At 73.0% G+C, this 18,141-nt stretch carries 13 protein-coding genes; 3 read left to right on the forward strand and 10 right to left on the reverse strand.

Annotated features, from left to right (window positions below; translation table 11 throughout):
- Positions 1-70: 70 nt before the first annotated feature.
- Positions 71-2,743 carry a bifunctional FO biosynthesis protein CofGH gene (locus tag ABD323_RS03655; RefSeq protein WP_344439030.1) on the reverse strand — a complete coding sequence of 891 codons (2,673 nt, stop codon included), beginning with the start codon at positions 2,741-2,743 and terminating at the stop codon, positions 71-73.
- 177 nt (positions 2,744-2,920) lie between these two features.
- Here ABD323_RS03655 and ABD323_RS03660 point away from each other — a divergent pair, with 177 nt between their 5' ends.
- The 3 genes from ABD323_RS03660 to ABD323_RS03670 are packed head-to-tail and all read left to right on the forward strand — an operon-like array spanning position 2,921 to position 6,187.
- Positions 2,921-4,201: a LolA family protein gene (locus ABD323_RS03660; protein WP_344439033.1), complete on the forward strand. Its 1,281-nt coding sequence runs from the start codon at positions 2,921-2,923 to the stop codon at positions 4,199-4,201.
- Between the two features lie 14 nt (positions 4,202-4,215).
- A complete protein-coding gene (locus ABD323_RS03665) occupies positions 4,216-5,262 on the forward strand; it encodes an ABC transporter ATP-binding protein (RefSeq protein WP_425555852.1) in 1,047 nt (348 codons plus the stop codon).
- Positions 5,249-6,187, forward strand: a complete 939-nt coding sequence (locus ABD323_RS03670) for an ABC transporter permease (protein WP_344439035.1) — start codon at positions 5,249-5,251, stop codon at positions 6,185-6,187. Before ABD323_RS03665 ends, ABD323_RS03670 begins: the two co-directional genes overlap by 14 nt.
- Positions 6,188-6,227: 40 nt before the next feature.
- On the opposite strand, the gene ABD323_RS03675 is transcribed toward ABD323_RS03670, so the two are convergent.
- The 9 genes from ABD323_RS03675 to ABD323_RS03715 form a co-directional block, all read right to left on the reverse strand.
- The gene (locus tag ABD323_RS03675; RefSeq protein WP_344439037.1) at positions 6,228-7,460 is read right to left on the reverse strand and encodes a hypothetical protein; all 1,233 of its coding nucleotides are present in this window, start codon (positions 7,458-7,460) and stop codon (positions 6,228-6,230) included.
- Between the two features lie 125 nt (positions 7,461-7,585).
- Positions 7,586-8,599 carry an EamA family transporter RarD gene (gene rarD / locus ABD323_RS03680; protein ID WP_344439040.1) on the reverse strand — a complete coding sequence of 338 codons (1,014 nt, stop codon included), beginning with the start codon at positions 8,597-8,599 and terminating at the stop codon, positions 7,586-7,588.
- Between the two features lie 86 nt (positions 8,600-8,685).
- Positions 8,686-9,582 (reverse strand): RNA polymerase sigma-70 factor, encoded by an 897-nt coding sequence (locus ABD323_RS03685; protein ID WP_344439043.1) that lies wholly within the window; start codon positions 9,580-9,582, stop codon positions 8,686-8,688.
- A gap of 133 nt (positions 9,583-9,715) precedes the next feature.
- Positions 9,716-10,762, reverse strand: a complete 1,047-nt coding sequence (locus tag ABD323_RS03690; RefSeq protein ID WP_344439046.1) for a 2-oxoacid:ferredoxin oxidoreductase subunit beta — start codon at positions 10,760-10,762, stop codon at positions 9,716-9,718.
- Entirely contained in the window at positions 10,759-12,708 is a 1,950-nt protein-coding gene (locus ABD323_RS03695) for a 2-oxoacid:acceptor oxidoreductase subunit alpha (protein WP_425555848.1), read from the reverse strand. The genes ABD323_RS03690 and ABD323_RS03695 overlap by 4 nt, the downstream gene beginning before the upstream one ends.
- 246 nt (positions 12,709-12,954) lie before the next feature.
- A complete protein-coding gene (locus ABD323_RS03700) occupies positions 12,955-13,614 on the reverse strand; it encodes a response regulator (protein WP_344439241.1) in 660 nt (219 codons plus the stop codon).
- A gap of 48 nt (positions 13,615-13,662) precedes the next feature.
- Positions 13,663-14,673, reverse strand: coding sequence for a polyprenyl synthetase family protein (locus ABD323_RS03705; protein WP_344439049.1), 1,011 nt, complete (start codon positions 14,671-14,673; stop codon positions 13,663-13,665).
- A gap of 184 nt (positions 14,674-14,857) precedes the next feature.
- A complete protein-coding gene (nuoN, locus tag ABD323_RS03710) occupies positions 14,858-16,477 on the reverse strand; it encodes an NADH-quinone oxidoreductase subunit NuoN (RefSeq protein ID WP_344439242.1) in 1,620 nt (539 codons plus the stop codon).
- Between the two features lie 20 nt (positions 16,478-16,497).
- A complete protein-coding gene (locus ABD323_RS03715) occupies positions 16,498-18,135 on the reverse strand; it encodes an NADH-quinone oxidoreductase subunit M (protein ID WP_344439052.1) in 1,638 nt (545 codons plus the stop codon).
- Positions 18,136-18,141 lie beyond the last annotated feature (6 nt).

The following is an 18,141-nucleotide window of genomic DNA, read 5'->3' on the forward strand; positions in this document are numbered from 1 at the left end:
GCGTAGTTGGCAGGGCTTTGAACGGAACGGGAGTATTTCTTTAACAGCGGAGGCGTGAACGCGGAGCGGGCTACTCCAACACCGGGAGCAGTTCCGGGAGGTGGCCGTCGGAGGCCAGTGCCGCGGCGCGGCGTTCCTCGCTGACCTCGCCGTAGGTCGTGGTGCGCTGGCGGGCGGGGCGGCCCACCGACTCGGCGATGGCCTCCAGGTCCTTCACCGACTTGTAGCTGCCGTACGCCGAGCCCGCCATCCGGGAGATGGTCTCCTCCATCAGCGTGCCGCCCAGGTCGTTCGCGCCGCTGCGCAGCATCCGGGCCGCGCCCTCGGCGCCCAGCTTCACCCAACTGGTCTGGATGTTGGGGATGTGGGTGTGCAGCAGCAGTCGGGCCATCGCGATCACCGCGCGGTTGTCGCGGGCCGTGGGGCCCGGGCGGGCGATCCCGGCCAGGTAGACCGGCGCGTTGGTGTGGATGAACGGCAGCGTGACGAACTCCGTGAAGCCGCCGGTGCGTTGCTGGATCTCGGCGAGCAGGCGCAGGTGCGCCAGCCAGTGCGCCGGGTTGTCCACGTGGCCGTACATCATGGTGGACGAGGAGCGGATGCCCAGCTCGTGGGCCGTGCTGACCACCTCGACCCAGGTGTCGGCCGGCAGCTTGCCCTTGGTGAGCACCCAGCGGACCTCGTCGTCCAGGATCTCGGCGGCCGTGCCGGGGATGGTGTCCAGGCCCGCCTCCTTGGCCGCCGTCAGCCACTCGCGGATCGACAGGCCGGTGCGGGTGGCGCCGTTGACCACCTCCATCGGCGAGAAGGCGTGCACGTGGATGCCCGGGACCCGTTCCTTCACCGCTCGCGCGATGTCGAAGTAGGCGGTGCCGGGCAGGTCGGGGTGGATGCCGCCCTGCATGCAGACCTCGGTGGCGCCGACATCCCAGGCCTGGGCGGCCCGGTCGGCGACCTGGCCGAGCGAGAGGGTGTAGGCGTCGGCGTCGGTGCGGCGCTGGGCGAAGGCGCAGAAGCGGCAGCCGGTGTAGCAGACGTTGGTGAAGTTGATGTTCCGGGTGACGCAGTAGGTGACGGTGTCCCCCACCGCGTCGCGGCGGACGTCGTCGGCGATGGCGCAGAGCGCGTCCAGGGCCGGGCCGTCCGCGTGGAAGAGGGCGAGGGCCTGCTCGTCCGTCAGTCGGGTGGGGTCGTTCGCGGCGACCGACAGTGCTTGACGGATATCAGATGACAGAATCTGAAATCTGTCATCTGACAGCGCGCTGACCGACATCGCCCCCGCCTGCTCCCGCAGCGCCTCCCAGTCCCCGTACACCTCCTCGAAGTCCGCCCGCCGGTCCCCCGTGCGCCCCTCGGTGTCGATGGTGCGGTGCAGATCGGTGCGGCCCCCCGCCGCCGGCAGGTCCTCCGGCTCCTGCCAGGGCCGGCCCACCAGCGGCGCGTCCTCGCGGGCCATCCCCGTCACCGGATCAGCCAGCGCGTTGACGTGCGGCAGCAGCCGCGGGTCCAGCCACGGCTCGCCGCGCAGCAGGAACTCCGGATAGACCGTCAGCCGCTCCCGCAGCTCGAACCCGGCCGCCGCACTCTGCGCCGCCAGCTCCTCGATCTGCGGCCACGGCCGCTCCGGGTTGACGTGGTCGGCGGTCAGCGGGGAGACCCCGCCCCAGTCGTCGATCCCCGCCTCGATCATCATCCGGTACTGCCGGTCCACCAGGTTCGGCGGCGCCTGCAGCCGCGCGGCGGGCCCGAACACCACCCGCGCCACGGCGATGGTGGCCGCCAGGTCCGCGAGCTCCGCGTCCGGCCGCGACTGCATCACGGTGTCCGGCTTGGCCCGGAAGTTCTGGATGATCACTTCCTGGATGCCCTGGTAGCGCCGGGCCACCGCGCGGATCGCGAAGAGCGACTCGGCCCGCTCCTCGAAGGTCTCGCCGATGCCGATCAGCAGCCCGGTGGTGAACGGGACGGCGCTGCGCCCGGCGTCCTCCAGCGCCCGCAGCCGCACCGCCGGGTCCTTGTCGGGCGAGCCGTGGTGCGGGCCGCCGGGCTCGGACCACAGGCGGGTGGCGGTGGTCTCCAGCATCATCCCCATGGAGGGGGAGACCGGCTTCATCCGCTGGAACTCGGTCCAGGTCATCACCCCCGGGTTCACGTGCGGCAGCAGCCCGGTCTCCTCCAGCACCCGGATCGACATCGCCCGCAGGTAGGCGATGGTGTCGTCGTAGCCGTGCGCGTCCAGCCACTCGCGGGCCTCGGGCCAGCGGTCCTCGGGCCGGTCGCCGAGCGTGAAGAGCACCTCCTTGCAGCCCATCGCCGCGCCCTGGCGGGCGATCGCCAGCACCTGGTCGGGCGTCATGAACATCTCGTGCCCGGCCCGCCGGAGCTTGCCGGGGACGGTGACGAAGGTGCAGTAGTGGCAGCGGTCGCGGCAGAGCCGGGTGAGCGGCACGAACACCTTGCGGGAGTACGTGACGACCCCGGTGCGCCCGACCGCGGCGAGCCCGGCGTCGCGGATCCGGGCCGCCGTCGCGCACAGGTCCCGCAGGTCCTCGCCACGCGCCTGGAGCAGCACGGCGGCCTCGGCGGTGTCCAACGCCACGCCCTCGCGGGCCCGGTGCAGGGCACGACGCATGGCGTTGGCGGTCGGCGGTTGGTCCGCACGGGCGGGGGGCACGACGGCGGCGGGCGCGGCGGCGGCCGGCGCGGGGGCGGCGGTCGGCGCTGGGGGTCGCGTGGCGTCCATGCGCCGACCCTACGCCAGCAGGACGACCGGTCGCCCCGGGAACCCTGAGGCCGTATCAGGGTCGTCTGCATCGAGAGATGTACGAGGTTTTGGCCCTGCCGGGCGATGCCCCACCAGGGCACGCGGGGCTCTAATGGATGCCACGAGCCGGTAATCCACGGAGGGGCTGAGCGGGCGATGACACAGTACGCAGGGTTCGACGACGAGCAGGACGGCCAGGTCTACCGAGCGGGGCGCCGCACGGCCGCACGGGTGCTGGTTCCGGTGGCGATCGCCGCCGTCGCCGCGCTGGGCGTGGGCCTGGTGCCGGCGCTGGCCAACGACGGCACGGCGCCCGAGCTGCCGCAGCTGACGGCCCAGCAGCTGGTCGCCAAGGCGCTCGGCACCACCACCCAGACGCTCAGCGGCACCGTCCAGGTCTCCACCGACCTCGGCGTCCCCGCGCAGCTGCTGGACCTGGCGGGGCGCGGCGGCGGGGCCGCCGGGGTGGCGGGCAGCGCGGGCCAGGCCGGCGGCAGCGGGCAGGCCAGGCAGCAGGGCTCGGCCTCGGCCGACCCGCAGGCCAAGCTCGCCCAGCTGCTGGCCGGCGACCACACCCTGCGCGTCTCGGCGGACGGGCCGGAGCACCAGCGGATCGCGCTGGTCGAGCCGTTGGCCGAGTACGACCTCATCCACAACGGCGACCAGCTCTGGGCCTGGGACAGCGCCAGCAACCAGGCCGTGCACCTGACGGCCCCGCAGGGCGGCTCCCGCGCCCAGCAGCCGAAGCACCCGCTGACCGACCTGCCGACCACCCCCGAGGAGGCCGCGCAGCGGTTCCTGACCGCCAGTGCGGGCACCTCGCAGGTCACGGTGGCCGGCACCACCACGGTCGCCGGACGCAGCGCCTACCAGCTGAGCGTCAAGCCCGCCCGGTCCGGCTCGACGATCGGCGAGGTGCGGATCGCGATCGACTCCGCCACCGGCACCCCGCTGGCCGTGGTGGCCACCGCGACCGGCGGCTCGACCGTGCTGGACGTCCACTTCAGCTCCGTCTCGTTCGCCAAGCCGGACGCCAAGACCTTCGACTTCACCGCGCCCAAGGGCGCGAAGGTGGTCGAGCAGAGCGCCAAGGACCAGCCGGGCGACGCGGAGAAGCAGCAGGGGCAGCAGGGCCAGCAGCACCCGCAGGGGCAGGACGCCCCGCAGGTCATCGGCTCGGACTGGAACACCGTGCTCTCCTTCCGGTTGCCCGCCGACTCCGGCGCCACCGCGTCGGGGAACACCGCCCAGGGCCAGAAGGGCCGCCACCAGGGCATGCCCAGCGCCTCGGCCCTGGTCAAGTCGCTCGGCAAGCCGGTGGCCGGCGGCACGCTGATCAGCACCAAGGTGCTGAACGTGCTGGTCACCGACGACGGCCGGGTCTTCGCCGGCGCGGTCACCCTGCCGGTGCTGCAGAGTGCGGCCGGGGTGAAGTAGTGGCTCAGTCTCCCCTGCTGGAGACCGTCGCGGGGGGTCGGGACGCCACGGCGGACCCGGCCCCCGTCGGCGCCCCTCCGGTGATCCGCACCAAGGGCCTGACCAAGCGCTTCGCCGGCGGCCAGCTGGCCGTGGACGGGCTGGACCTGACCGTCCCGCGCGGCAGCGTCTTCGGCTTCCTGGGCCCCAACGGCTCCGGCAAGACCACCACCATCCGGATGCTGATGGGCCTGATCGCCCCCACCTCGGGGGTGGCCACCGTGCTGGGCGCCCCGATGCCGCAGTCGGTGGGCAGCGTGCTGCCCCGGGTCGGCGCGCTGATCGAGGGCCCGGCGCTGTACGGGTTCCTCTCCGGACGCGACAACCTGGTCCGCTACGACGCGGCCGACCCCACCTCCGACCCCCGCACCCGGGCGAGCCGGGTGGCGCAGGCGCTGGACCGGGTCGGGCTGAGCGCGGCGGCCGGCAAGAAGGCGCGGGCGTACTCGCTGGGCATGAAGCAGCGCCTGGGCCTGGCCTCGGCCCTGCTCCAGCCGCGCGAGCTGCTCGTGCTGGACGAGCCCACCAACGGGCTGGACCCGCAGGGCATGCGGGAGATCCGGGCGCTGGTGCGCGCGGTGGCCGCCGAGGGCACCACCGTCTTCCTCTCCTCCCACCTGCTGGACGAGATCGAGCAGGTCTGCACGCACGCGGCCGTGATGTCCAAGGGCCGGCTGGTGGTGCAGGGCACGGTCGCCGAGCTGGCCGCCCGGGCCCAGGGCCGGCTGGTGGTCCGCACGCCGGACACCGCCGAGGCGGCCGCCGTGCTGGCCGGGCACCGGGTGACGGACCTGCGGATCGCCGAGGGCCGGGTGGACGGCGAGCTCGCCGCCGCCGACGGTGCCCCCGAGGGATCCGCGGCGGCCGGTGCGGCCGGCGGCTGGGACGAGGAACGGCTGCCCCGGCTCTGCGCCGCGCTGGTCGAGGCGGGCGTGCGGGTGCGCGGGTTCGGCGTGGAGCGCGGCACATTGGAGGACGCCTTCGTGGCGCTGACCGGGGAGGGATTCGATGTCGCAGGTTGAGGCCCCCGCGGCCGCGGTGGGGGGCGTGGGCACACCGGGCTCGGCCGCCTCGGCGGTACCGGTGCCGGTGCCGGTCTCCGGACCGCGGCAGGCCGGCGTCGCCGGGTACCTGGCGCTGTTCGTCAGCGAGCTGGTGCTGACCTTCCGCCGGATGCGCACGCTGGCGCTGCTGGGCGTGCTGGCCGCCGTGCCGGTGCTGATCGGCGTGGTGGTGAAGATCGAGACCGGCGGCCTGCACGGCGGCGGGGACGGCGGCCCGGCGTTCCTCGCGCAGGTGACCCAGAACGGCGTCTTCCTGACCTTCACCGCGTTGGCCGCCTCGCTGCCGGTCTTCCTGCCGATGACGGTGGGCGTGGTGGCCGGTGACTCGGTGGCCGGCGAGGCCGCCACCGGGACGCTGCGCTACCTGCTGGTCGCCCCGGCCGGACGCAGCCGGCTGCTGGCCGCCAAGTTCGCGGCGGCGATGGCCTTCTGCCTGGCCGCGACGCTGGCGGTGTCGCTGTCGGCGCTGATCGCCGGGTCGATCCTCTTCCCGGTGGGCGACGTGACGCTGCTCTCCGGCGACACCATCGGCCTGGGCTCGGCGCTGCTGCGCGTGCTGCTGATCTCCGGGGTGGTGGCGCTCTCGCTCTCCGGGCTGGTCGCGATCGGCCTGTTCATCTCCACCCTGACCGGCAGCGGCATCGCCGCGATGGCGAGCACGGTCGGCCTGGTGATCATCGTCCAGGTGCTGGACAGCTTCCCGCAGCTGCACAGCATCCAGCCCTACCTCTTCACCCACCACTGGCTGACCTTCGCCGACCTGCTGCGCCAGCCGATGTACTGGGACGGGGTCTGGCAGAACCTGGGCCTGCAGGCGCTCTACGTGGCGATCTTCGGCTCGGCCGCCTGGGCCCGGTTCACCAGCCGGGACATCACCGCCTAGGGGCCCTGAGGCCGGCCGCGTCGCTCAGTCGTCGGCCGGCTCAGTCGTCGGCCGGCCGCAGCCGCAGGGTCCACGGCTCGTCCATCTCCAGGCCCTCCAGGACCAGCAGGCCCGGGCGCGGGACCGCGAGCACCTCCAGGGCCTCGCCGTACCCGTGGACCGACCTCGCCACCCACGGCGCGCCCGGGCCGGCGCAGGCGCAGTCCTCGGCCTGCCAGCAGCCGCAGACGAAGTGGAGGCTCCAGGAGCCGCCGCTGGCGTGCACGGCCACCTCCCGGGGGCCCGCGGGCCGGACGGCCAGGACGATGCCCCCCAGACCGTCGCGCTCGTCCAGCAACTCGTCGAGGTCCGAGGGACCGAGCAGCCGCACCGACCACCGGCTGTCGCCGCCGTGCGCCTCCACCTTGAGGTGGGTCATGTCCCGGGTCAGCACGCCCAGCCCGCGGACGACCTGGTCGCCGGACCAGACGGACAGCAGCCGCGCGTGGGTCTGGACCCGGCTGCGGGTGCGGGTCATCGGGATGATGGTCAGATGGGAGTCCGACGTCTGGGCCATGGCCAGGGCCACCGCGACCGCGCCCGGCTCGGGCCACTCGATCGGGAACTCCTCGGTCTGTTCGCCCTGGTAGGCGGCCGCGAAGTGGAAGCGCTCGTCGGGGCCCGGGACCGGCACCGCACCGACCGCGTCGTTCGGGCCGGTGGGCGGCAGCAGCCGGGGCAGGTCGTCAGCGGTGCCGGACAGCGCCCCCGAGAGCGCCGCCGACAGAGCCGGCGAGCGGGCCGGGACCGGGACGGCGGCCGTGGGCTTCAGCAGGGCGACGGGGGCCGGTGCGGCGGCCCGGCTGCGCTCCAGCTCGCGCAGGGCCGAGTGGAGCGAGGCGAAGAGCACGGCCCGCTCGCGGGTGCCCGCCGGCACGGCGAGCGCGGCGGGCCTGGCTGGCGGGGCGTCCTGCGGCACCGGCTTCGGCTTCGACTTCGGTTGCGCGACCGGCTTCGGTTGCGCGACCGGCTTCGCCTTGGCGGCCGGCTTCGGCTTCGGAGCGGGCCGCGGTCGCGCGGTCGGCTTCGGGCTCTCCGCGGGCGACGCCACCGGGGCGCCGCCGCGCGAGCGCAGCTGCGCGAGGAGTTCGGCCATCTCGCCGACCGCCCGCTCCACCCGCGCGGCCGAGGCCGCCGCCTGCCGGACGGTCGCGGCGTGCTGGCGCTGCATGACCAGCACCGTGACCAGGGCGGCGCTCACCGCGCCGAGCAGGAAGGCGACGACGGTCAGCACGGTTCCCCCAGGCGGCTCGACGGTGGCGTCCGGCCGAGCCTACGCCGCCGCACTGACCGGGCATCAGCCCCCGGACGGCACCGGTTCCCGGCCGGCGAGCGGACGAGCCGCGGCGGCGGCGCCCGTCAGCGGCTGGCGGTGGCGGCCGGCGGCGGGGTCGGCGTCACGGGCGGGGTCGGTTCCGGGATCGGTTCCGGGATCGGTCCCGGGATCGGTCCCGGTGCCTCGGTGAGCGGGCCGGCGGCGCGGTCGGCGCGCAGCCGGCGCAGCGCGTCCCAGCTGAGGGCCAGCAGGGCGCACCAGACCAGCGCGAACCCCGCCCAGCGCGCCGGCGGCATCGACTCGTGGAAGTAGACGATGCCGATCAGGAACTGGAAGACCGGCGCCAGGTACTGCATCAGGCCGATGGTGGAGAGCGGCAGCCGGATCGCCGAGGCGCCGAAGCAGAGCAGCGGGATCGCGGTGATCGGCCCGGTGAGCACCAGCAGCCCGGCGTGCCCGCCGCCGTGGTTCAGGAAGGTGGACTGCCCGGTGGCGGCGAGGTAGACCAGGTAGCCGAGTGCGAAGGGGAAGAGGAACGCCGCCTCGAGCGCGAAGCTCTCCAGCCCGCCGAGCGCGACCTTCTTCTTCAGCAGGCCGTAGACGGCGAAGCTGAAGGCCAGCGTGAGCGCGATCCAGGGCAGCCGGCCGTAGCCGACGGTCAGCACCACCACGGCCAGCGCGCCGATGCCCACCGCCGCCCACTGCGCGGTGCGCAGCCGCTCGCCCAGCAGCAGCACGCCGAAGGCGATGGTGACCAGCGGGTTGATGAAGTAGCCGAGGCTGGTCTCGACCACGTGGCCGGAGTTCACGCCCCAGATGTAGACGCCCCAGTTGATCGCCACCACGAACCCGGCCAGCCCGCTCAGCGCGACCCGGCGCGGCTGGCGCAGCAGCGGCCGCAGCCAGGACCAGTGGCGCCGCACGCCCAGGATCGCCACCGCCGCCACCAGCGACCAGAGCATGCGGTTGGCCAGGATCTCGGTGGCGGCGCTGGGTTCCAGCAGCGGCCAGAAGAGCGGGAACAGGCCCCACATCCCGTAGGCGGCCAGTCCGTACCAGAGTCCTCGTCCGGCCTCGCTGCGGGTTTCTCTCGGCATGAGGGCCCTCTCCTCCGGCTGCCACGCGGTCGAGCTGACCGTAGCGGGCCGAGGAGGGAGCTGTCATCTCCGTAACCGTCGTTAGCTCATGACACGGGCGCGCCGGGGCGTACGCCGGCCAGCTTGTGCGGGTTGAGCTGGGCGCGCAGGGCCTGGATCCGGCCCTCGCGCACCTCCAGGCAGAGCACCCCGAGCGTGGTGTCGCCGACCGTGAACAGCAGGCTCTGCTCCCCGTTGATCCACTCGAAGCTCGCCGTCATCCCCTGCGCGTCCGGCTTGGCCAGCACGCCCAGCAGCCAGCGCGCCACGTGGTCGGGCCCGTACAGCGGGCGCCGCGCGGCCCGGACCACGCCGCCGCCGTCCGACCAGGCGATCACCTCGGGCGCGAGCAGCTCCATCACGGCGCGGGCCTCGCCGGTGGCGCAGGCCGCCAGGAACCGCTCGGTGACCTGCCGCCGCTGCGCCGGGTCGGCGTCGAAGCGCGGCCGGCGGGCCTGCACGTGGGCCTTGGCGCGGTGCGCGGTCTGCCGGATCGAGGCCTCGCTGCGCTCCAGCGTCCCGGCGATCTCGGCGTGCGAGTAGCCGAAGACCTCGCGCAGCACGAAGACCGCCCGCTCCAGCGGGCTGAGCGTCTCCAGCACCACCAGCATCGCCATCGAGACCGAGTCGGTCAGCTCCGCGCGCTCGGCCGCGTCCGGCTCGGTGAGCACCGGCTCCGGCAGCCAGGGGCCGACGTAGGACTCGCGGCGGGCCTGCGCGGAGGTGAGGCGGTTGAGCGCCAGGTTGGTGACCACCCGCACCAGGTACGCCTTGGGCTGCTGCACCGCGCCCTGGTCGACCGCGGCCCACTTGAGCCAGGCGTCCTGCAGCACGTCCTCGGTGTCGGCGACGCTGCCCAGCATCCGGTAGGCGGCGGCGAAGAGCAGCCGGCGGTGGGTGAGGAACGGGTCGGCCTGGTCCTGGGCGTCCGCGGTGGTGATCACCTCTCCAGGCTGCCAGCCGCCCCCGGCCCGGGCAACCACCCGCACGGCGGCGACGGATCACCCGGACGGCGGCCGGTGGAACACCTGGGCGGCCGATCCCCCGGCCCCGAGGGACCGACCGCCCAGGTGGGATCTAGGCGACCGTCCAGGTGTCCCGGCCGGCCAGCAGGGCGGCCAGGTCGCCCTCGCCGCCCTGGTCCACCGCGGCGGCCAGCTGCTCGGCCATCAGGGTGTCGTAGACGGGCCGGCGCACGCTGCGCAGCACGCCGATCGGCGTGTGGTGCAGGGTGTCGGCGTCGGCGAGGCGGGAGAGCGCGAAGGCGGTCACCGGGCTCGGCGCGTGCGCGTCGTGCACCAGCAGCCGTGCCTCGTTGGCCGCCGTCACCTCGGCGCAGGTCAGCTCGCCGTCCGGGCCGCGGAAGACGCCCTGGTCGGCGAAGCGGATCGGCTGCCCGTGCTCGAGCCGGATCAGCGCGCGCTCGGCGGAGGCCGCGTCCTTGAGGATCTCGAAGGCACCGTCGTTGAAGATGTTGCAGTTCTGGTAGATCTCCACCAGCGCGGTGCCCTCGTGCTCGGCGGCCGCGCGCAGCACCGACTGCAGGTGCTTGCGGTCCGAGTCGATGGTGCGGGCCACGAAGGTGGCCTCGGCGCCCAGGGCCAGCGAGAGCGGGTTGAACGGTGCGTCCAGCGAGCCCATCGGCGTCGACTTGGTGATCTTCCCGCGCTCCGAGGTGGGCGAGTACTGACCCTTGGTCAGGCCGTAGATCCGGTTGTTGAAGAGCAGGATCTTGAGGTTGACGTTGCGGCGCAGCGCGTGGATCAGGTGGTTGCCGCCGATCGAGAGCGCGTCGCCGTCCCCGGTGACCACCCAGACGCTCAGGTCCTGCCGGGAGGCGGCGAGTCCGGTGGCGATGGCCGGGGCGCGCCCGTGGATCGAGTGCATGCCGTAGGTGTTCATGTAGTACGGGAAGCGCGAGGAGCAGCCGATGCCGGAGACGAAGACGGTGTTCTCGCGGCGGATGCCGAGTTCGGGCATGAAGGCCTGCACCGCGGCCAGGATCGCGTAGTCACCGCAGCCCGGGCACCAGCGCACCTCCTGGTCGGTCTTGAAGTCCTTGGCGCTCTGGGGCGCTTCGGCCTTGGGGACCAGGTTCAGTGAGGGGAAGCGCTGCTCGTTCATCGTTCCTCGCTCCCGTCCAGCGTGCCGATCGCCGCCCACAGTACATCGGCCAACTGCGCTGCCTTGAAGGGCAGTCCGCGGACCTGGTTGTAGGACTGGGCGTCGATGAGGTACTTGCCGCGCAACAGTAGGGCGAGCTGTCCGAGGTTCATCTCGGGCACGATCACCTTGTCATAACTCGCCAGCACCGCGCCGAGGTTGGCGGGGAACGGGTTGAGGTTGCGCAGGTGCGCCTGGGCCACCCGGCCGCCGTCGGCGCGCACCCGGCGCACCGCGGCGGTGATCGGCCCGTAGGTCGAGCCCCAGCCGATCACCAGCACCCCGGCCCTGTCGCCGGCCTCGATCCCCGGGTCGTCCACCACCAGGGGCGGTACCGCGACGCCGTCCACCTTGGCCTGCCGGGTGCGCACCATCAGGTCGTGGTTGGCCGGGTCGTAGGAGATGTTGCCGGTGCCGTCCTGCTTCTCGATGCCGCCGATCCGGTGTTCGAGGCCGGGGGTGCCGGGCAGCGCCCAGGGACGGGCCAGCGTGTGCGGATCGCGCTTGTACGGCCAGAACTCCCCCTCCTCGGTGTTCGGGCCGGTGGCGAAGTCCGGTTTGATCTCGGGCAGTTCGTCGATCTCCGGGATCCGCCAGGGCTCCGAGCCGTTGGCCAGGTAGCCGTCCGACAGGAGCAGCACCGGGGTGCGGTAGGTGACCGCGATCCGGGCCGCCTCCAGCGCCGCGTCGAAGCACTCGGCCGGGGTGGCCGGCGCCACGATCGGCACCGGCGCCTCGCCGTTGCGGCCGAACATCGCCTGCAGCAGGTCGGCCTGCTCGGTCTTGGTGGGCAGCCCGGTGGAGGGGCCGCCGCGCTGGATGTCCACGACCAGCAGCGGCAGTTCGAGCGAGACGGCCAGCCCGATGGTCTCCGACTTGAGCGCCACGCCCGGCCCGGAGGTGGTGGTCACGCCGAGCGCGCCGCCGAAGGCCGCGCCGAGCGCGGCCCCGATGCCGGCGATCTCGTCCTCGGCCTGGAAGGTCCGCACGCCGAAGTTCTTGTGCCGGGAGAGCTCGTGCAGGATGTCGGAGGCCGGGGTGATCGGGTAGGAGCCGAGGAAGATCGGCAGCCCCGAGCGCTGCCCGGCCGCGATCAGACCGTAGGACAGGGCCAGGTTGCCGGAGATGTTGCGGTAGCGGCCCGCGGGCAGCTTGGCCGGCGGGACCTCGTAGGAGACCGCGAAGTCCTCGGTGGTCTCGCCGAAGTTCCAGCCGGCCTTGAAGGCGGTGATGTTGGCTTCCGCGATGGCCGGCTTCTTGGCGAACTTGGTACGCAGGAAGGACTCGGTGCCCAGGGTCGGCCGGTGGTACATCCAGGAGAGCAGCCCGAGCGCGAACATGTTCTTGGCCCGCTCGGCGTCCTTGCGGGCCAGCCCGCTGTCCTTGAGCGCCTCGAGGGTGAGCGTGGTCAGCGGGACCTTGTGCAGGTGGAAGGCGCCGAGCGAGCCGTCGGCCAGCGGGTCGGCGCCGTAGCCCACCTTGGCCAGCGCGCGCTTGGTGAACTCGTCCGCGTCCACGATGATCTCCGCGCCGCGCGGCAGGTCGGGCAGGTTGGCCTTGAGGGCGGCCGGGTTCATCGCCACCAGGACGTTCGGCGCGTCCCCCGGGGTGAGGATGTCGTGGTCGGCGAAGTGCAGCTGGAAACTGGAGACGCCCGGCAGGGTGCCGGCGGGCGCCCGGATCTCGGCCGGGAAGTTCGGCAGCGTGGACAGGTCGTTCCCGAAGGAGGCCGTCTCGGAGGTGAACCGGTCCCCCGTGAGCTGCATACCGTCGCCGGAGTCCCCCGCGAAGCGAATGATCACCCGGTCCAGCCGCCGGACCGGCTTGGAGCGCCGCGGCGCACCCGGGCCCGATCGGCCCTCCGGGCCGTCGCCCACTGCTTCTGCCTGATCGACCTCGCTGGTCACTGCCGCGGACCTCCCTCAGGGGTACCAGCCGCGGGCGTGAGCCGTGTGCCCCGTCCGCCTGGTGCACCGATCGCATCCTATGCGGGTGGCGAATCGCTGGGCTGTAACTAGAGCAAGCCGACGGGCCCGGCTATTTCCTTCCGTCCCATTGGCCGAACAGGAGTCCCGCCGGCCGGGCACCGGACACCACGGCAGGCGGGGCGGGAGCGGGGCGGGCGGGATCCCGGAGATCGAGGGGCGGGCGGCTCAGGAGTTCAGGTAGGTGAGCACCGCGAGCACCCGACGGTGGTCCTCGGAGCTCTGGCTCAGGCCCAGCTTCAGGAAGATGTTGCTCACGTGCTTCTCCACCGCGCCGTCCGAGACCACCAGCTGCTTGGCCACCGCGGCGTTGGTGCGGCCCTCGGCCATCAGGGCGAGCACGGTGCGCTCGCGCGGGGTCAGCCCGGCCAGCACGTCGCCCTTGCGGCTGCGGCTGAGCAGCTGCTGGACCACCTCGGGGTCCAGCGCGGTGCCGCCGCCGGCCACCCGGACCACCGCGTCGACGAACTCGCGCACCTCGGCCACCCGGTCCTTGAGCAGGTAGCCCACCCCGCGGGTCGAGCCGGCCAGCAGCTCGGAGGCGTACTGCTGCTCGACGAACTGCGAGAGCACCAGCACGCCGAGCTGCGGGTAGCTCGCCCGCAGCTCCACGCAGGCCCGCACGCCCTCGTCGGTGTGGGTCGGTGGCATCCGCACGTCGGAGACCACCACGTCGGGCAGCGCGTCGGCGGCCGCCAGGTCGTGGACGGCCTTGATCAGCGCCGCCCCGTCGCCGACGCCGGCCACCACCTCCAGACCGCGGTCGGTGAGCAGCCGGGTCAGGCCCTCCCGGAGCAGGACCGAGTCCTCGGCGATGACGACGCGCAGCATGTCCGTACCCTTCCCCCCTGCCACCCCGGTCGGGCGGCAAGCCCCTCACATGGTACGGATCGCCACCGCGTCGCACAGACCCTGCAGGGCCGCCTTGGCCGGTCCCTCCGGCAGCGGGGTCAGCAGCGCGCGGGCCTCCTCGGCGTAGCGCAGCGTCTCGCGGCGCGCGCGCTCCAGCGCGGGGTGACGGCGCAGCAGGCGCAGGGCCTCGGCGTGCAGCTGATCGTCCGTCAGGTCCAGCTCCAGCAGCTCGCGCAGCCGGGCGTCCTCGGGGTCGGTGGGGTCCACCGGCATCGACCGGAGCAGCAGCACCGGCAGCGTGGGCACGCCCTCGCGCAGGTCGGTGCCCGGGGTCTTGCCGGACTCGTGGCTGTCGCTGGCGATGTCCAGGACGTCGTCGGCGAGCTGGAAGGCGGTGCCCATCTTCTCGCCGTACTGGGTGAGGATGTCCACCACCCAGGGCTCGGCGCCGGCCATCAGCGCGCCGAACCGCCCGGAGACGGCGATCAGCGAGCCGGTCTTGCCGGCGATCACGTCCAGGTAGTGGTTGAGCGGGTCGTCGCCCGGGCGCGGGCCGGCCGTCTCCAGGATCTGGCCGGTGACCAGGCGCTCGAAGGCGTCGGCCTGGATGCGCACCGCTTCGGGGCCGAGGTCGGCCAGCACCTGGGAGGCCCGCGAGAAGAGGAAGTCGCCGGTCAGGATGGCCACCGAGTTGTCCCAGCGGGCGTTGGCGGTCGCCGCGCCGCGGCGCACCGGCGCCTCGTCCATGACGTCGTCGTGGTACAGGGTGGCCATGTGGGTCAGCTCCACCACCACGGCCGCCGGCACCACGCCGGGCGCGTACGGGTCGCCGAACTGGGCGCCGAGCATCACCAGCAGCGGACGGAAGCGCTTGCCGCCGGCCTCCAGCAGGTGGCTGGCGGTGATGGTGATGAACGGGACGTCGCTCTTCACGGTCTCCACCAGGGCGACCTCCACTGCGTCCATCCCGGCCTGGACGTCACGGGTCAGATCGCGGTCCTGCACGCTGAGCCCGAAGGGTCCCACGACGGTCACGAAGACCACTCCTGTCGCCGGTCGATCATGCGGTCCGGTCCCTGATGCCCGCCGCTGCCATGTCCCAGCAGCGTATCCGGTCGCCAGTGGATCACTGTACGGGCGTGCGGGTCACAGTCCCAGCGAGCTGAGAACGCTGCGGGTCCGGGGCGCGAGGCCCCGGACCCGGTCGGCGAGTTCCTCGTCACCGCACGAAGATCGCGGCCTTGGACGCGAGGTCCAGGAAGTACTGCGGGAGCACGCCCAGGCCCACCGTGACCAGCACGCCCAGCGTGATGGCGCTCGCCGTGAAGGCGCTCGGCACCGCGACGGCCGGGCCGTTCGGCTGCGGGTCGGAGAAGAACATCAGCACGATGACGCGGATGTAGAAGAAGGCCGCCACCGCCGAGCTGAGCACACCGACGATCACCAGCGGGGTCGCGCCGCCGGCCGCGGCCGCCTGGAAGACCGCGAACTTCCCCGTGAACCCGCTGGTCAGCGGGATGCCGGCGAAGGCCAGCAGGAAGAGCGCGAAGACCGCCGCGAGCAGCGGCGAGCGCCGGCCCAGGCCCGCCCAGCTGGAGAGGTGGGTGGCCTCCCCCTTGGAGTCGCGCACCAGGGTGACCACCGCGAAGGCGCCCAGCGTGACGAAGGAGTAGGAGAGCAGGTAGAAGAGCACCGCGCCCAGGCCCTGCCGGTTGGTGGCGATCACGCCGGTGAGGATGAAGCCGGCGTGCGCGATCGAGGAGTAGGCCAGCAGCCGCTTCACGTCCTGCTGGGTGACGGCCAGGATCGCGCCGACCACCATGGTGAGGATCGCCACACCCCACATCACCGGCCGCCAGTCCCAGCGCAGGCCGGGGAAGGCGACGTAGAACAGGCGCAGCAGCGCGCCGAACGCGGCAACCTTGGTGGCGGCGGCCATGAAGCCGGTGACCGGGGTCGGCGCGCCCTGGTAGACGTCCGGGGTCCAGGAGTGGAACGGCACCGCGCCGACCTTGAAGAGCAGGCCGACCCCGAGCATCGCCAGGCCGATCAGCAGCAGCGCGTCGTTGCCGGTGGTCTGCGCCAGCGCCGGGGTGGTGGGGGCGACGCCCGAGACCACGTCGGCGATCTCCGGCAGCCGGAAGGTGCCGGCGTAGCCGTACAGCAGCGCGCTGCCGAAGAGGAAGAACGCCGAGGCGAAGGAGCCCAGCAGGAAGTACTTGACCGCCGCCTCCTGCGAGAGCAGGCGCCGGCGCCGGGCCAGCGCGCAGAGCAGGTAGAGCGGCAGCGAGAAGACCTCCAGCGCCACGAACATGGTCAGCAGGTCGTTGGCGGCCGGGAAGAGCAGCATGCCGCCGACCGCGAAGAGCGTCAGCGGGTAGACCTCGGTGGTGGCGAAGCCGGCCCTGGTGGCCTGCCGCTCCTGCTCGCCGCCGGGGGTGGCGGCGCCCTGCGCGGTGAAGGCGTCGATCGGGCCGGCCTCGGTGCGCGGGTCGAGCCGGCGCTCGGCGTAGAGCAGCACCGAGACCACGGCGGCCAGCAGGATCACGCCCTGCAGGAAGAGCGCGGGGCCGTCCAGGGCCACCGAGCCCATCGCGATCAGGCCGCTCTTGGTGCTGCCGTAGCCCTGCGCGGCCAGCACCACCACGGCGACGAACGCGCCGCCGAGGCCGGCCAGCGCCAGCGTCACCTGGGTGGCGTAGCGGGCGCGGCGGGGCAGGAAGGCCTCGGCCAGGATGCCGGCCACGGCCGCGCCGAAGACGATCAGCATCGGGGACAGCTGGCCGTACTCGATGTGCGGCGCCGGAATGCTGGGCGTGTTGCCGCCGGGCGCCGCCATCCACAGGCTGTGGACAGTGCTCACTTGCTCGCACCTCCCGTTGGGATGCTGGAGTCGGCCGCCGGGTGGGCGGGCGCGGGGTCGGTGCGGTGCACCTGCACCAGGGTGTCGGCCACCGCCGGGTTCACCAGGTCGGTGAGCGGCTTGGGGTAGACGCCCAGCGCGATGGTCAGCGCGATCAGCGGGGTGGCGACCAGCAGCTCGCGCACCCGCAGGTCGGGCATGCCGTGCACGGACTCCTTGACCGGGCCGGTCATGGTGCGCTGGTAGAGCACCAGTACGTAGAGCGCGGCGAGCACGATGCCGAAGGTGGCGATGACGCCGAGCACCGGATAACGGGTGAAGGTGCCGACCAGGACCAGGAACTCGCTGACGAACGGGGCCAGCCCCGGCAGCGAGAGGGTGGCCAGTCCACCGACCAGGAAGGTGCCGGCCAGCACCGGCGCCACCTTCTGCACCCCGCCGAAGTCGGCGATCAGGCGCGAGCCGCGCCGCGAGATGAGGAAGCCGGCCACCAGCATCAGCAGCGCGGTGGAGATGCCGTGGTTGACCATGTAGAGGGTGGCGCCGCTCTGGCCCTGGCTGGTCATCGCGAAGATGCCCATGATGATGAAGCCGAAGTGCGAGATGGAGGCGTAGGCCACCAGCCGCTTGATGTCCTTCTGGCCCACCGCCAGCAGCGCGCCGTAGATGATCCCGACCACCGCCAGCACCAGGATCGCGGGGGCGAAGAACTTCGAGGCGTCCGGGAACAGGCCCAGGCAGAAGCGGAGCATCGCGAAGGTGCCGACCTTGTCGACCACCGCGGTGATCAGCACGGCCGTTCCGGCGGTCGACTCCCCCATCGCGTTCGGCAGCCAGGTGTGCAGCGGCCAGAGCGGCGCCTTGACGGCGAAGGCGAAGAAGAAGCCGAGGAAGAGCGCGCGCTCGGCGTTCGGGTTGATGACCAGCTTGCCGTCCGCGATCGCGGAGGTCAGCGTCTGCAGGTCGAAGGTGCCCTGGCCCTGCTGCTGGGCGATCACGTAGAGACCGATCACCGCGGCCAGCATGACCAGGCCGCCGAGCAGGTTGTAGAGCAGGAACTTGACGGCCGCGTAGCTGCGCTGGCGGGCCGACTCGGCGCCGCCCGCCCGGTCCCCGAAGCCACCGATCAGGAAGTACATCGGGATCAGCATGGCTTCGAAGAAGACGTAGAAGAGGAAGACGTCGGTGGCCAGGAAGGAGACGATCACCATCGCCTCGACGGCCAGGATCAGCGCGAAGAAGCCCTGGGTGCGCCGGCGGCTCTCGAAGGTGCCACCCTCGGAGCCCTCGGGGATCGGCGTGGGGTCGGCGTCGTGCCAGGAGGCCAGCATCACCAGCGGCACCAGCACCGCGGTGAGCAGCACCAGCACCGCGCCGATGCCGTCCACGCCCAGCGAGAAGCTGATCCCGAACGAGCGGATCCAGCTGTAGGACTCGGTCAGCTGGTAGCGCGCGCCGCCGCTGTCGAACCGCGCGGCCACCACGGCGCTCAGCGCCAGGGTGAGCACCGAGACGCCGACCGCGACGGCCTTGGTGGTGCGCCGGCGCCGTTCGCTGGTGCCGGCCGGCAGCGCCGCGGTCAGGATCGCCCCGGCGGCCGGGACGGCACAGGTGGCGGTCAGTAGGTAGCTCATGGCCTC

Source organism: Kitasatospora nipponensis (assembly GCF_039528135.1).
GTDB classification, from domain to species: domain Bacteria; phylum Actinomycetota; class Actinomycetes; order Streptomycetales; family Streptomycetaceae; genus Kitasatospora; species Kitasatospora nipponensis.

Coding starts and splice junctions, on each gene's coding strand:
- ABD323_RS03670 (WP_344439035.1), top strand. CDS start 5,249: ATGTCGCAGGTTGAGGCCCCCGCGGCCGCGGTGGGGGGCGTGGGCACA.
- ABD323_RS03655 (WP_344439030.1), bottom strand. CDS start 2,743: ATGGACGCCACGCGACCCCCAGCGCCGACCGCCGCCCCCGCGCCGGCC.
- nuoN (WP_344439242.1), bottom strand. CDS start 16,477: ATGGCGGCGCCCGGCGGCAACACGCCCAGCATTCCGGCGCCGCACATC.
- ABD323_RS03690 (WP_344439046.1), bottom strand. CDS start 10,762: ATGAACGAGCAGCGCTTCCCCTCACTGAACCTGGTCCCCAAGGCCGAA.
- ABD323_RS03715 (WP_344439052.1), bottom strand. CDS start 18,135: ATGAGCTACCTACTGACCGCCACCTGTGCCGTCCCGGCCGCCGGGGCG.
- rarD (WP_344439040.1), bottom strand. CDS start 8,599: ATGCCGAGAGAAACCCGCAGCGAGGCCGGACGAGGACTCTGGTACGGA.
- ABD323_RS03660 (WP_344439033.1), top strand. CDS start 2,921: ATGACACAGTACGCAGGGTTCGACGACGAGCAGGACGGCCAGGTCTAC.